The organism is Pseudescherichia sp. L3 (assembly GCF_024656065.1).
Lineage (GTDB): Bacteria > Pseudomonadota > Gammaproteobacteria > Enterobacterales > Enterobacteriaceae > Pseudescherichia.
Genome location: NZ_JANKYC010000004.1, coordinates 16185 through 30414, shown reverse-complemented (window position 1 = coordinate 30414; position 14230 = coordinate 16185). Strand labels below are relative to the sequence as shown.

General features: G+C 57.4%; 14 protein-coding genes. 10 read left to right on the top strand and 4 right to left on the bottom strand.

Going from position 1 to position 14230, the window contains the following annotated elements; genetic code table 11:
- Nucleotides 1-8 precede the first annotated feature (8 nt).
- The 4 genes from mreD to csrD form a co-directional block, all read right to left on the bottom strand.
- Nucleotides 9-497: a rod shape-determining protein MreD gene (mreD, locus tag NR795_RS17575; protein WP_042390004.1), complete on the bottom strand. Its 489-nt coding sequence runs from the start codon at nucleotides 495-497 to the stop codon at nucleotides 9-11.
- Nucleotides 497-1492, bottom strand: coding sequence for a rod shape-determining protein MreC (gene mreC, locus NR795_RS17570; protein ID WP_144817434.1), 996 nt, complete (start codon nucleotides 1490-1492; stop codon nucleotides 497-499). Before mreC ends, mreD begins: the two co-directional genes overlap by 1 nt.
- 67 nt (nucleotides 1493-1559) lie before the next feature.
- Entirely contained in the window at nucleotides 1560-2603 is a 1044-nt protein-coding gene (mreB, locus tag NR795_RS17565) for a rod shape-determining protein MreB (RefSeq protein ID WP_006818047.1), read from the bottom strand.
- Between the two features lie 305 nt (nucleotides 2604-2908).
- Nucleotides 2909-4849 (bottom strand): RNase E specificity factor CsrD, encoded by a 1941-nt coding sequence (gene csrD / locus NR795_RS17560; RefSeq protein WP_257758884.1) that lies wholly within the window; start codon nucleotides 4847-4849, stop codon nucleotides 2909-2911.
- A 144-nt stretch (nucleotides 4850-4993) separates the two neighbouring features.
- Here csrD and NR795_RS17555 point away from each other — a divergent pair, with 144 nt between their 5' ends.
- The 10 genes from NR795_RS17555 to dusB all read left to right on the top strand — a co-directional run bounded on the left by NR795_RS17555 (nucleotide 4994) and on the right by dusB (nucleotide 14228).
- Nucleotides 4994-5968, top strand: coding sequence for an MDR family oxidoreductase (locus NR795_RS17555; RefSeq protein WP_257758882.1), 975 nt, complete (start codon nucleotides 4994-4996; stop codon nucleotides 5966-5968).
- A 94-nt stretch (nucleotides 5969-6062) separates the two neighbouring features.
- A complete protein-coding gene (gene msrP, locus NR795_RS17550) occupies nucleotides 6063-7064 on the top strand; it encodes a protein-methionine-sulfoxide reductase catalytic subunit MsrP (RefSeq protein ID WP_257758881.1) in 1002 nt (333 codons plus the stop codon).
- Nucleotides 7065-7664 carry a protein-methionine-sulfoxide reductase heme-binding subunit MsrQ gene (gene msrQ, locus NR795_RS17545; protein ID WP_144817430.1) on the top strand — a complete coding sequence of 200 codons (600 nt, stop codon included), beginning with the start codon at nucleotides 7065-7067 and terminating at the stop codon, nucleotides 7662-7664. It begins immediately after the preceding gene.
- A gap of 245 nt (nucleotides 7665-7909) precedes the next feature.
- Nucleotides 7910-8362: a type II 3-dehydroquinate dehydratase gene (aroQ, locus tag NR795_RS17540; RefSeq protein ID WP_103821398.1), complete on the top strand. Its 453-nt coding sequence runs from the start codon at nucleotides 7910-7912 to the stop codon at nucleotides 8360-8362.
- Between the two features lie 21 nt (nucleotides 8363-8383).
- A complete protein-coding gene (gene accB / locus NR795_RS17535; RefSeq protein WP_042389989.1) occupies nucleotides 8384-8854 on the top strand; it encodes an acetyl-CoA carboxylase biotin carboxyl carrier protein in 471 nt (156 codons plus the stop codon).
- Between the two features lie 10 nt (nucleotides 8855-8864).
- Nucleotides 8865-10214: an acetyl-CoA carboxylase biotin carboxylase subunit gene (gene accC, locus NR795_RS17530; RefSeq protein WP_144817429.1), complete on the top strand. Its 1350-nt coding sequence runs from the start codon at nucleotides 8865-8867 to the stop codon at nucleotides 10212-10214.
- A 108-nt stretch (nucleotides 10215-10322) separates the two neighbouring features.
- Nucleotides 10323-10565 (top strand): YhdT family protein, encoded by a 243-nt coding sequence (locus tag NR795_RS17525; RefSeq protein WP_257758880.1) that lies wholly within the window; start codon nucleotides 10323-10325, stop codon nucleotides 10563-10565.
- Nucleotides 10555-12006: a sodium/pantothenate symporter gene (gene panF, locus NR795_RS17520; RefSeq protein WP_257759082.1), complete on the top strand. Its 1452-nt coding sequence runs from the start codon at nucleotides 10555-10557 to the stop codon at nucleotides 12004-12006. The genes NR795_RS17525 and panF overlap by 11 nt, the downstream gene beginning before the upstream one ends.
- Before the next feature lie 11 nt (nucleotides 12007-12017).
- Nucleotides 12018-12899, top strand: a complete 882-nt coding sequence (gene prmA, locus NR795_RS17515) for a 50S ribosomal protein L11 methyltransferase (protein ID WP_144817427.1) — start codon at nucleotides 12018-12020, stop codon at nucleotides 12897-12899.
- 360 nt (nucleotides 12900-13259) lie between these two features.
- The gene (dusB, locus tag NR795_RS17510; protein WP_042389979.1) at nucleotides 13260-14228 is read left to right on the top strand and encodes a tRNA dihydrouridine synthase DusB; all 969 of its coding nucleotides are present in this window, start codon (nucleotides 13260-13262) and stop codon (nucleotides 14226-14228) included.
- Nucleotides 14229-14230: the final 2 nt, after the last annotated feature.

Sequence of the window (14230 nt, the reverse complement as noted above, 5' to 3'; positions counted from 1 at the left end):
AAATACCTTTATTGCACCGCAAACTGCTGGCGGATTTTACGCATCAGCAGGAAGAGCCAGGGCCAGAGCACGCCGTCAACAATGCTGCTCCAGAAAACTTCCGGACGGAACGACACGTTGATGACTAAAAACTCGGCCCAGAAAACAATGATATTTGCCGCCAGCGACAGCAGCATCACCACCAGCGCCTGCTGCCAGAGCGCCAGGTTACGGAAAAGCTGATATTTCAGGGCAACCAGGTAAGCGATGATGCTGAGCGACAGCGCGCGGACCCCAAGGGTTGAGCCGCTGATCAGATCCAGTATGGCACCCATCATTAAACCTGTACCGACATTTACGCGGTGCGGCAGGGCGAGGATCCAGTAGAGCAGAATAAGCAGTACCCAGTTTGGCCGGAAAACAAGAATGTTATCCGGCCAGGGCATAATTTGCAGCAACAGCGCAATGAGGAACGAGAGCCAAATGACCCAGCGTCCCTGGCTACGATAGCTGGCCACTATTGCCCCCCGGATGCAGGCTGCGAGGGCGTGTTAAGGCCGGTAGCAGGCTCAGGGACGGGCGCAGGCGGCCCCATGGAGTTGGGCGCAGGCAGCACCTGCGGCATCATCTGCATCAGCCGCTCGTTGGCCACGCGGTGTACCTCTTCCGGGGTCATCGGGTTTGCGCCGTTGCGATCGGCTCCCCACAGCAGCAGCAGGTAGCGTAAACGCTGGAGCCCTGCCATTGGACGCGCCTGGATAACCGTATAGGCGCGCTGGGTGTCAAGCTTCACGGAGGAGACAACGCCAACCGGATACCCTTCCGGGAAACGGCCCCCGAGTCCGGAGGTAACCAGCACGTCGCCGACGCGAATATCGGTATTCGCCGGCAGATGCTCAAGCTGGAGATCGTCGGTACAGCCGTTACCAGCCGCAATCACGCGGATATCGTTACGCAGCACCTGGATTGGCAGCGCATGGGTCGCATCGCAGATCAGCAGCACGCGGCTGGTGAGCTTGGCAACCGCCACCACCTGGCCAACCACGCCTTTATCACTGATCACCGGCTGGCCTTCATAGACGCCGTTCACGCTACCCTTGTCGATCACCACCTGATCGCTGTAGGGATCGTTCACTGTCGAGATGACCTGGGTGACCATTTTTTGCTCATCCTGACGCAGGGGTGAGCCCAGCAGCTCGCGCAGACGCGCGTTCTCCTGTTTGTACTGCCCCAGCATCAGCAGCTCGCTGTTTTTCAGCAGCAGCTCCTGGCGCAGCGCCCGGTTTTCAAGCTCAAGCTGATCGCGCGAGGCTAAGGTTTGCGACACGCTGTCGAGCAGTTCACGGGGACCGTTTGAGACAAAGTAGAAAGGACTGACGGCGGTATCCATGTACGTTCGGATCTGACTGAACGTACCGAGGCGGCTGTCGGCGATAATGACACCAAGCGCAATCAGCACCGCCAGGATCAGGCGAATCTGTAGCGACGGGCCACGGCTAAAAATGGGCTTCATAGGCTATGCGTCTTCTCAGGCCGGATAGATCGGGGCAACGGCTGCGTTACCCCAGACCTCATGCGGACTACTCTTCGCTGAACAAGTCGCCGCCGTGCATGTCGATCATTTCCAACGCCTTGCCGCCGCCACGGGCTACGCAGGTCAGTGGATCTTCTGCAACCACGACAGGAATGCCTGTCTCTTCCATCAGCAGACGGTCAAGGTTACGCAGCAGCGCACCACCGCCGGTCAGGACCATACCGCGCTCGGAGATATCGGAAGCCAGCTCCGGCGGGCACTGCTCGAGGGCCACCATCACCGCGCTCACGATGCCGGTCAGCGGCTCCTGCAGCGCTTCGAGGATTTCGTTAGAGTTCAGGGTAAAGCCGCGCGGCACGCCCTCGGCCAGGTTACGACCACGGACTTCGATCTCGCGCACTTCATCGCCCGGATAGGCAGAGCCGATTTCGTGTTTGATACGCTCAGCGGTTGCTTCACCGATCAGGGAGCCGTAGTTACGACGCACATAATTAATGATGGCTTCGTCGAAACGGTCGCCGCCGATGCGCACGGAGGAGGAGTAGACCACGCCGTTCAGGGAGATCACCGCCACTTCGGTCGTACCGCCACCGATATCCACCACCATAGAGCCGGTCGCTTCGGACACCGGCAGGCCAGCACCGATTGCAGCCGCCATTGGCTCTTCAATCAGGAAGACCTCACGTGCACCCGCACCCTGCGCGGATTCACGGATAGCGCGACGCTCAACCTGGGTTGCGCCAACTGGCACACAGACCAGTACGCGCGGGCTTGGACGCATGAAGCTGTTGCTGTGCACCTGCTTGATAAAGTGCTGCAGCATCTTTTCCGTGACGAAGAAGTCGGCGATCACGCCGTCTTTCATCGGGCGGATAGCCGCAATATTGCCAGGCGTACGGCCCAGCATCTGCTTAGCTTCATGGCCTACAGCAGCGACGCTCTTCGGAGAACCGGCACGATCCTGACGAATAGCCACCACGGAAGGCTCATTCAATACGATGCCTTGTCCTTTTACATAAATCAGGGTATTCGCAGTACCCAGGTCAATGGACAAGTCATTGGAAAACATGCCACGAAATTTTTTCAACATACTAAGGGATAATCCTGAAAGCTGGGGCGGAAAACAAAATCCGCTTACTTTACCAACCACACGCAGCAGCGACAAGGCGCAAAAATCATCTGCTACGGTGAAAATTAGTGCAGTTCGTTTCCTCGGTTACAAATTGGCCTGACTCCTTCAGGACTCCACGGTATAGCAGCGCTCCTCGCCTCATCATTTTGTAACGCATCAAAGGACGTTCACTGTCTTACGCTATTCGGACCGGCAGGCAGACATGCACACCCCCAGGCGATACAGCGCGCGTTATTCTACGTGAAAACACATTAAACGGCAGGTCAAACCGAGTATCTTTGTGAATATTTTTTCACGCTTGCATCAAGTGGTTCTGATGCGGCAAAGAAATCCCCCTGCCCGCCTGCTACACCACGCTCAATTAGCGTCTGCCATTCGCCTCTGGAGCGAAGACCGGTGGCGAAGACACGGGTCTGGGTGCCTTTGCAGGTCTCAACCAGACTCTGTACCAGCAGCTGGTTCTCGGTGCGCTTCTCAATGTTGCGCACCAGGCTTGGGTGCAGCTTTAACAGCTCGGCATCCAGCGCCTTGATCCAACTGGTGCTGACCAGCGTCAGACCTGCCTGAGTAACGGCAACGCGGGCACCTAAAGCATTAATCAGACGTACCACCGGTTGTAACCGACTGATGTGTTGACAAACATCTGCCTCTGCAAGTTCAAAAATAATGCGTTTTCGCTTCGATTTTTCACATTGCATCAGCGTATCCCGCAGCCAGCGCTGGAACCGAGGGCGAATGAGCGACTCCACGGTGATCTGTAAAGCCAGCGTCTCCTGCGGCCAGAAGCCCAGAAACGTCACCAGCCGGGTAATGAGCTGCCGGTCATACTCCTCCGAGAGGCCGAACTGTAACACCATTGGCATATACTCGGCGGAGATCACCTCCTGTTCGCCATCAAAGAGACGGCACATCAGCTCGCGGTGGTGGACGCTGCCGTCGCGGTTGATGGCTGGTTTATGGTACAGGCGCGGCCCGCCCCGGCTAAGCATCTGCTCGATCAGCGTCCGCCAGCGCACGTTGCCGCGCCCCTTCTCCGGCAGGCTGTCATCGTAAACCGCCCAGCTGTTCGCCCCCTGCAACACGGCGGTACGCGTCGCCGCCTCGGCATGCTCCATCACCTGCCTCGTGGTCTGCCCGCTACGCCATGCGCAGATGCCGATGTGCATCATATCTTCCCGGTCGAGCATCTTTGACGGCGGCAGAACGTCCACAGACTTCAGCAGCTGCGCGGCGATACTTTCAGACTCTTTAAGCGTGCGGTGGGAGAGCAGCACCGCAAAGTCGCTGCGGTGGTAGCGGGCCAGCAGCGCACCGGGGTAACGCATAATGAAGGTTGAGAGCAGGTTGATCAGAATAAAGAAGTGCTCCTCGGTGGCCGCGGCCCCCCAGCTGTCCCGCAGCAGGTCAAAGTCCGGGAGGCGGATCATCATCACCACCCCGTGCGACCCAACCTTCTCCTGATCCTCCAGCAGCGTCGCCAGCTGGTTATCAAAAAAGAGTCGGTTGTTGAGCCCGGTTTTGGTGTCCTGAGCGGCATAGGAGCGGATCAGCGTATCCATACGGCTGCGCTGCTCGCCAGCGAAATGGATCTCGGTCAGCAGTAGATCGAGCGCGCTGCTGGCCCGGGCGGGCCACTCATGGATGCTGCCCCGCACCCGCTGGCCGCGCTCGCCGTTGAGGATCCGGGTGGCCCGGCTCTCCAGCAGCTCCTGGCCCGCCAGCTGACGGCGCTGCCAGCGTACCGCCAGAAAGATAATAATGACCATAAAGCCAACGGCGAACGTCAGCGGTACGGTGGTGATGACCGAGTGAAAGTAGTTGGCCATCGGATCCTGATAAACCAGCAGGATGCTCGTTCCTGGGTTCTTAATCGAGGGGACAAGGCGTTCGCGATGCAGATCGCTGCTGCCTGCAGGACGGTAGCTGCCGCTGCGTGCATGATCGAGCAGGATATGCTCCCCCTGCTTTACCACCACGCGCACGATATCAACAGGCACCATCAGCTCATCCAGCTGGACCGCAAGCGCCGAAGGCGGCTGCAAAATCAGCCGCGTGTCGATTACCGCCGCAACCGACTCCACGCGCTCGGCAACTTTCTGCTCAATGGCGCGGTAAAAGCTGAACGAGCACCCCAGAAGCGTGACAAAGATTGCCAGCCCGGTTAGCAGAGTGACAAAAGCCGAGAATTTCGTCGTTAAGCGCATCCGTGTGTTAACTCCGTGGGTTAAGAGCTGACGCCTGTACCGGGTCATCTGGCAATTTATTGCGTTAAATCGGCATAGCGTTTTAATTAGCGAGTATAGTCTTCAGAAATTTTTTGCCAATCATCAAGCAACCGGAGAAGAGATATGCAGGCCTTGATTTTAGAACAGCAGGATGGAAACACGCTCGCCTCGGTGCAGGATATTGCCGATAGCCAGCTGCCGCAAGGTAATGTGACGGTGGATATCGCCTGGTCCAGTCTGAACTATAAGGATGCGCTGGCAATCACCGGCAAGGGTAAAATTATCCGTAACTTTCCGATGATTCCAGGTATCGACTTTGCGGGTACGGTTCATGCCAGCGAGGATCCGCGCTTTCACGTTGGTCAGCAGGTGCTGCTGACCGGCTGGGGCGTTGGGGAGAACCACTGGGGCGGCCTGTCACAGCGGGCTCGGGTCAACGGCGACTGGCTAGTGGCGCTGCCGCAGGGGCTGGACGGCCGTAAGGCGATGATCATCGGCACGGCGGGCTTTACCGCAATGCTCTGCGTGATGGCGCTGGAAGAGGCGGGCGTACGTCCTGCCGACGGCGAAATTGTGGTTACCGGCGCCAGTGGCGGCGTGGGCAGCACGGCGGTCGCTCTGCTGCACAAGCTCGGCTACCAGGTCGCGGCGGTCTCTGGGCGGGAAAGCACCCATAACTACCTCAAGGGTCTTGGAGCCAGCCGTATACTGGGCCGCGACGAGTTTGCCGAGAGCCGCCCGCTGGAGAAACAGCTCTGGGCCGGTGCGGTGGATACCGTAGGCGATAAGGTGCTGGCTAAGGTGCTGGCCCAGATGAACTACGGTGGCTGCGTGGCGGCCTGTGGCCTGGCGGGCGGCTTTGCGCTGCCGACCACCGTGATGCCGTTTATTCTGCGCAACGTGCGTCTGCAGGGCGTTGACTCGGTGATGACACCTGCTGAAAAACGTACCGCCGCGTGGTCGCGTCTGGCACAGGATCTGCCCGAATCGTTCTACGAACAGAGCGCAACGGAAATTAGCCTTGAACAAGCGCCGGAGTTCGCTACCGCGATTATTAACAACCAGGCCCAGGGGCGTACGCTGGTTAAAATTGCCTGACAGGCAATTTTTTATTACAGGCTCGCACTAACGCGACTCCTCCGTCATGCTTATAGTCTTAGTCACTTAGTATGAGACGCTGGCGGAGAGTGTAATGAAGAAGAGAAAGCTGAGGGAAGCGGACGTCACGGCGGAGTCCGTTTTTATGTTACAACGTCGGCAGGTTTTAAAAGCGCTGGGCATTAGCGCGACGGCGATGTCGCTCTCATCAGCTGCCCATGCCGACCTGCTCGACTGGTTTAAAGGCAACGATCGCCCGAAAGCCCCGGCGGGTAAGCCGCTTGAGTTCAGCAAGCCTGCCGAGTGGCAAAGCACCCTGCCCCTCACCCCCGAGGAGAAGGTTACGGGCTACAACAACTTCTATGAGTTTGGCCTCGACAAGGCCGATCCCGCCGCCAACGCGGGCAGCATGAAAACCGATCCCTGGACGCTGAAGATCGACGGTGAGGTGGCTAAACCGATCACTCTCGATCATGACGATCTGACCCGACGCTTTCCGCTGGAGGAGCGTATCTACCGGATGCGCTGCGTCGAAGCCTGGTCGATGGTGGTGCCGTGGATCGGCTTTCCGCTGCACAAGCTTCTCGAACTGGTGCAGCCCACCAGCAACGCAAAATATGTGGCGTTTAAGACGCTCTACGCCCCAGAGCAGATGCCTGGCCAGAAAGACCGCTTTATTGGCGGCGGGCTGGCGTATCCCTACGTAGAGGGCCTGCGTCTCGACGAGGCCATGCACCCGTTGACCATGCTTACGACCGGGGTCTACGGTAAAGCGCTGCCGCCGCAAAACGGTGCGCCGGTGCGTCTGACCGTGCCGTGGAAGTACGGTTTCAAGGGTATTAAGTCGATCGTCAGCATTACGCTGACCCGCGAGCGACCGCCGACCACCTGGAACCTCTCTGCCCCTAACGAGTACGGCTTTTTCGCTAACGTGAACCCCCACGTCGATCACCCGCGCTGGTCGCAGGCCACGGAGCGGTTTATCGGCTCGGGCGGCATTCTCGACGTCAAGCGCCAGCCGACCCTGCTGTTCAACGGCTATGCCGATGAGGTAGCCTCGCTCTATCGCGGCATGGACCTTCGGGAGAACTTCTAGGTGCGCATCACGGCAAAACAGATCGTCTGGCTCAAGGTAGTCCTGCACCTGGCAGGTCTGCTTCCTCTATTATGGCTCTTCTGGGCAGCCAGCCAGGGCTACTTCAGCGCCGATCCGGCGAAGGATATCCAGCACTTTACCGGCAGAATGGCGCTAAAGTTCCTGCTTGGCTCGCTGCTTATTACCCCCCTGGCGCGCTATGGTAAACAACCCCTGCTGATCCGCACCCGGCGTCTGTTGGGCCTCTGGTGCTTTGCCTGGGCATCGCTGCATCTGGTGAGCTATTCGCTGCTGGAGCTGGGGATCAATAACCTGGCGCTGCTGGGCCAGGAGCTGGTAACCCGCCCCTATCTGACGCTGGGGATCGTCAGCTGGCTGGTTCTGCTGGCGCTGGCGCTGACCTCTACCCAGGCCGCACAGCGCAAACTGGGCCGAAACTGGCAGCGTCTGCATAATTTCGTCTATCTGGTCGCGATCCTCGCCCCCATTCACTATCTGTGGTCGGTCAAGGTACTGTCGCCCCAGCCGCTTATCTACGCCGCCCTCGCCTCTATCCTGCTTGCCTGGCGCTATAAGAAGTTTCGCCAGTGGTGGCGATAGCGCAGCGATCGTACGGTAATGTGTGCGGTTTGCCACAATTCTGATAGCCATTACGCCCGTTTTCCAGCGGGCGTAAGATAATCTTCCCTGATAAGACCAGTATTTAGCTGCCAAATGCTACGAAATCGTTATAATGTGCGACCTTGGTTTTCACGACAGGGCATTTCGTGCGCTGAAAACGTGACAACCATGCAACGAAGGTATATTTTGTTTTTTACCGGAGATTTGCAGGAGATAGCAGCACAATGGCGGACAAGTTGCACATTTTGCTCTTAAACGGCCCCAACCTAAACATGCTGGGTACGCGTGAACCAGACAAGTACGGCACGCTGACGTTAACAGAAATTGTTAACCGTTTAACCGCGGAAGCGGAGGCGCTGAACGTCGGGTTAGAGCATTTACAGTCGAACGCAGAGTACGTCCTACTCGACCGCATTCATCAGGCTAAAGACAATATTGACTATATCCTGATTAATCCGGCCGCGTTTACGCACACCAGCGTAGCGTTGCGCGATGCGCTGCTCGCCGTGGATATCCCGTTTATCGAGATCCACCTGAGCAACGTTCATGCACGCGAACCGTTCCGCCATCACTCTTATCTCTCCGATATCGCTGCTGGCGTCATCTGTGGATTCGGCGCTGACGGCTATTCATACGCATTACAGACGGCGGTTAAACGCCTGTCACAAACACACTAAACAAGAGTACGGAACCCACTCATGGATATTCGTAAGATTAAAAAACTGATCGAGCTGGTTGAAGAATCAGGCATCTCCGAACTGGAAATTTCTGAAGGCGAAGAGTCTGTTCGCATCAGTCGGTCTGCACCGAACGCAGGCTATCCAGTGATGCAGCAGGCCTATGCCGCACCGATGATGCAGCAGCCTGCGCTCTCTAACGCCGTTGCACCGGCCCCCGCTCCGGTAGCCGAAGCACCGGCGGCAGCGCAAATCAGTGGCCACATCGTACGTTCCCCAATGGTCGGGACTTTCTACCGCACCCCTAGCCCGGACGCGAAAGCCTTTATCGAAATTGGCCAGAAAGTGAACGCGGGCGACACCCTGTGCATCGTTGAAGCGATGAAAATGATGAACCAGATCGAAGCCGACAAGTCCGGCGTGGTGAAAGCCATTCTGGTGGAAAGTGGTCAACCGGTTGAATTTGACGAGCCACTGGTCGTTATCGAGTAACGAGGCGCACATGCTGGAAAAAATTGTCATCGCCAACCGTGGCGAGATTGCTCTGCGTATTCTGCGTGCCTGTAAAGAACTGGGCATTAAGACCGTCGCTGTGCACTCCACTGCGGATCGCGATCTAAAACACGTACTTCTGGCGGATGAGACGGTCTGTATTGGCCCGGCTCCGTCCGTAAAAAGCTATCTGAACATCCCGGCTATCATCAGCGCCGCTGAAATCACCGGCGCGATGGCAATCCATCCGGGTTACGGCTTCCTCTCTGAGAACGCCAACTTTGCCGAGCAGGTTGAGCGCTCCGGCTTTGTCTTCATCGGCCCGAAAGCCGACACCATTCGCCTGATGGGTGACAAAGTGTCTGCGATCACCGCGATGAAGAAAGCGGGTGTACCGACGGTACCGGGCTCTGACGGTCCGCTGGGCGAAGACATGGCGGCTAACCGCGCCCATGCCAAACGCATCGGCTACCCGGTGATCATCAAAGCCTCCGGCGGCGGCGGCGGTCGCGGTATGCGCGTCGTGCGCAGCGATGCCGAGCTGGCGCAGTCCATCTCCATGACCAAAGCGGAAGCGAAAGCCGCTTTCAATAACGACATGGTCTACATGGAGAAGTACCTCGAGAACCCACGCCACATCGAAATTCAGGTGCTGGCAGACGGTCAGGGGAACGCTATCTATCTGGCGGAGCGTGACTGCTCTATGCAGCGCCGCCACCAGAAAGTGGTTGAAGAGGCACCGGCACCGGGTATTACCCCAGAGCTGCGCACCTTCATCGGCGACCGCTGCGCGAAAGCGTGCGTGGATATCGGCTACCGCGGGGCGGGTACCTTCGAGTTCCTGTTCGAAAACGGCGAGTTCTACTTCATTGAGATGAACACCCGTATCCAGGTTGAGCATCCGGTTACCGAGATGATCACCGGCGTGGATCTGATCAAAGAGCAGCTGCGTATTGCTGCCGGTCAGCCGCTCTCCATCAAACAGGAAGATGTCGTGGTGAAAGGCCATGCGGTCGAGTGCCGTATCAACGCCGAAGACCCGAATACCTTCCTGCCAAGCCCGGGGAAAATTACCCGTTTCCATGCGCCGGGCGGCTTTGGTGTGCGCTGGGAGTCCCATATCTATGCCGGTTATACCGTACCGCCGTACTATGACTCCATGATCGGTAAGCTGATCTGCTTCGGTGAGAACCGTGACGTGGCGATTGCCCGCATGAAGAACGCCCTGCAGGAGCTGATCATCGACGGTATCAAAACCAACGTTGATCTGCAGACCCGCATTATGAACGACGAGAACTTCCAGCACGGTGGAACCAACATCCACTATCTGGAGAAGAAGCTCGGTCTTCAGGAAAAATAAGCGCGCTTGCCGCATCAAGGGCCGGATCTTCCGGCCCTTTTTTATTTCTGGGGATCGCAAAGTTCCCTGGGGTACAATCCCCGCTTTGCTGGTTTATGAGGAACGATAATGGATCAACGTTTCGTTCAGGCACATAAAGAGGCCCGCTGGGCGCTGTGGCTTACCCTTTTCTATCTGGCTGCATGGTTAGCGGGTGCTTACTTACCTGACCCGGAGATTGGCTTTACCGGTCTGCCGCACTGGTTTGAGATGGCCTGCCTGCTGATCCCGCTGCTGTTTATTCTGTTGTGTTGGGCAATGGTGAAGTTTATCTATCGCGACATCCCGCTGGAGGATGATGATGCAGCTTGAAGTGATCCTGCCTCTGGTTGCCTACCTGCTGGTGGTGTTTGGCCTGTCGGTCTATGCCATGCGCCAGCGCAAAACGGGAACGTTTCTAAACGAATACTTTCTCGGCGGCCGCTCGATGGGCGGCGTGGTGCTGGCGATGACCCTGACCGCCACCTATATTAGCGCCAGCTCGTTTATTGGCGGCCCAGGCGCAGCGTATAAATATGGCCTCGGCTGGGTGCTGCTGGCGATGATCCAGCTGCCTGCGGTCTGGCTGTCGCTGGGTATTCTGGGCAAGAAATTTGCCATTCTGGCGCGGCGCTATAACGCGGTGACCCTTAACGACATGCTGTTTGGCCGCTACCGGAGCCGTCTGCTGGTGTGGCTGGCAAGCATTAGCCTGCTGGTGGCGTTTATCGGCGCGATGGCGGTGCAGTTCATCGGTGGCGCACGGCTGCTGGAGTCGGCGGCGGGGATCCCCTACGAAACCGGCCTGCTGATCTTTGGTATTAGCATCGCGCTGTATACGGCTTACGGTGGCTTTCGCGCCAGCGTGCTTAATGACGCCATGCAGGGCATGGTGATGCTCATCGGCACCATCGTGCTGCTGATTGGCGTGGTGCATGCAGCAGGCGGCCTCGGTAACGCCGTAGAGACCCTACGCCATATCGATCCGCAGCTGGTGACGCCTCAGGGCGCTAACGATATCCTCTCCCCGACCTTTATGACCTCGTTCTGGGTGCTGGTCTGTTTCGGCGTGATCGGCCTGCCGCATACCGCCGTGCGCTGCATCTCCTATAAGGACAGCAAGGCGGTGCACCGGGGGATGATTATCGGCACCGTGGTGGTCGCGATCCTGATGTTCGGGATGCATCTTGCGGGCGCGCTGGGACGGGCGGTGATCCCTGACCTGACGGTACCGGATCTGGTGATCCCGACCCTGATGGTCAAAGTGCTGCCGCCTTTTGCTGCCGGGATCTTCCTCGCTGCGCCGATGGCGGCGATCATGTCGACGATCAACGCGCAGCTGCTGCAAAGTTCCGCTACGATCATCAAAGATCTCTACCTGAACCTGCGCCCGGATCAGATCCACAACGAACGCCGCCTGAAGCGGATGTCGTCGGCGATCACGCTGATCCTCGGGGCGCTACTGCTGCTGGCAGCCTGGCGTCCGCCGGAGATGATCATCTGGCTAAACCTGCTGGCTTTTGGCGGACTGGAAGCGGTATTTCTCTGGCCGCTGGTGCTGGGACTGTACTGGGAGCGAGCCAATGCTGCCGGCGCGCTGAGCGCGATGATTGTCGGTGGCGTGCTGTACGCCCTGTTAGCGACCTTTAATATTCAGTACCTCGGGTTCCACCCGATTGTACCGTCGCTGCTGTTAAGTTTGCTGGCGTTTGTAGTGGGGAACCGCTTCGGTCACCCGACTCCGAAAGCCAACGCTATTTCAATTGATAAATAAAGAGTTTTGCCATGCCGTGGATCCAACTAAAACTGAATACGACCGGTGCCAATGCGGAAGAGCTGAGCGATGCCCTGCTGGAAGCCGGTGCGGTCTCCATTACTTTCCAGGATACGCACGATACGCCGGTGTTTGAGCCGCTGCCGGGCGAGACCCGCCTGTGGGGCGATACGGATGTCATCGGCCTGTTTGACGCCGAAACCGATATGAAAGAGGTGGTGGCTATCCTTGAGGGACATCCTCTGCTGGGGAGTGGCTTTGCGCACAAGATCGAGCAGCTGGAAGACAAGGACTGGGAGCGCGAGTGGATGGAGAACTTCCACCCGATGCGCTTTGGCGAGCGTCTGTGGATCTGCCCGAGCTGGCGCGAGGTACCGGATGCTAATGCAGTTAACGTGATGCTCGACCCAGGCCTGGCGTTTGGTACCGGCACGCACCCAACCACTTCGCTGTGCCTGCAGTGGCTGGACGGCCTCGATCTGGTGGGCAAGACGGTAATCGACTTTGGCTGCGGCTCCGGCATTCTGGCCATTGCTGCCCTGAAGCTGGGCGCGGCAAAGGCCATTGGTATTGATATCGATCCGCAGGCCATTCAGGCCAGCCGTGACAACGCCGAACGCAACGGCGTCTCCGAGCGCCTGGAGCTGTATCTGCCCCAGGACCAGCCTGCCGAGATGCAGGCCGACGTGGTGGTCGCCAACATTCTCGCCGGTCCGCTGCGCGAGCTGGCCCCGCTGATTAGCGTTCTGCCGGTGAGCGGTGGCCTGTTAGGGCTGTCGGGCATTTTGGCCAGCCAGGCCGAGAGCGTGTGCGAAGCCTATGCCGATCGCTTCACGCTCGACCCGGTGGTCGAAAAAGAAGAGTGGTGTCGCATTACCGGTCAAAAACGGTAATCTCCCCAGCGTGGCCTACGGGCCACGTTTCTGTTTGTAAATTCGCCAAAATGATAAGCAGAAATGAGAGCACGATCGCATTCGAAAGTGCTCTTTTGCTTATAAAAACAGCGTATTATCCCGTCAGCGCCGTCGCAGATGCAATAAAAACGGATAACTTTCAGGAAAATATTAGCGGTTAAAAAAAATGCGATTTACGTTAAAATCATGATTAATAATGATATTTATTTCTTGCGCTCATCATTGCTTACGATTCATTGATCTACAACCGGGTATTGTTCAAAGTTTGGCCTTTCATCTCATGAAAAAAATGCGTAATATACGCCGCCTTGCAGTCACAGTATGGTCATTTCTTAACTCATGCGAATCGGACACCACCAGCTCAGAAATCGCCTGATCGCAGCACCGATGGCAGGCATCACCGACAGGCCATTCAGGACGCTGTGCTACGAGATGGGAGCGGGTTTAACCGTATCCGAGATGATGTCCTCTAACCCAGAGGTATGGGCGAGCGACAAATCACGTTTACGGATGGTGCACGTTGATGAGCCAGGGATCCGCACGGTGCAAATTGCCGGTAGCGTTCCTGAAGAGATGGCGGAAGCCGCGCGTATCAACGTGGAAAGCGGTGCCCAAATTATTGATATTAATATGGGTTGCCCGGCTAAAAAGGTGAATCGCAAGCTAGCAGGTTCAGCCCTGTTACAGCACCCCGATCTGGTGAAGTCGATCCTGACGGCGGTGGTGGCAGCGGTGGAGGTTCCCGTTACGCTGAAGATTCGCACCGGCTGGTCGCCGGAGCACCGTAACTGTGTAGAAATTGCCCAACTGGCTGAAGACTGTGGTATCCAGGCTCTGACCATTCATGGACGCACCCGCGCCTGTTTGTTCAACGGAGACGCGGAATACGACAGCATTCGGGCAGTTAAGCAGAAGGTTTCCATTCCGGTTATCGCGAATGGTGACATTACTGACCCGCTTAAAGCCAGAGCCGTGCTCGACTATACAGGGGCTGATGCTCTGATGATAGGTCGCGCGGCTCAGGGAAGACCCTGGATCTTTCGGGAAATCCAGCACTATCTGGACTCTGGGGAGCTGCTGCCCCCCCTGCCTCTGGCAGAGGTTAAGCGCTTACTTTGCGCACACGTTCGGGAACTGCACGACTTTTACGGTCAGGCAAAAGGGTACCGAATTGCGCGTAAACACGTCTCCTGGTATCTCCAGGAGCACGCTCCAGATGACCAGTTTCGGCGCACATTCAACGCCATTGAGGATGCCAGCGTACAGCTGGAGGCGTTGGAGGCATACTTCGAAAATTTTGCGTATTAGAA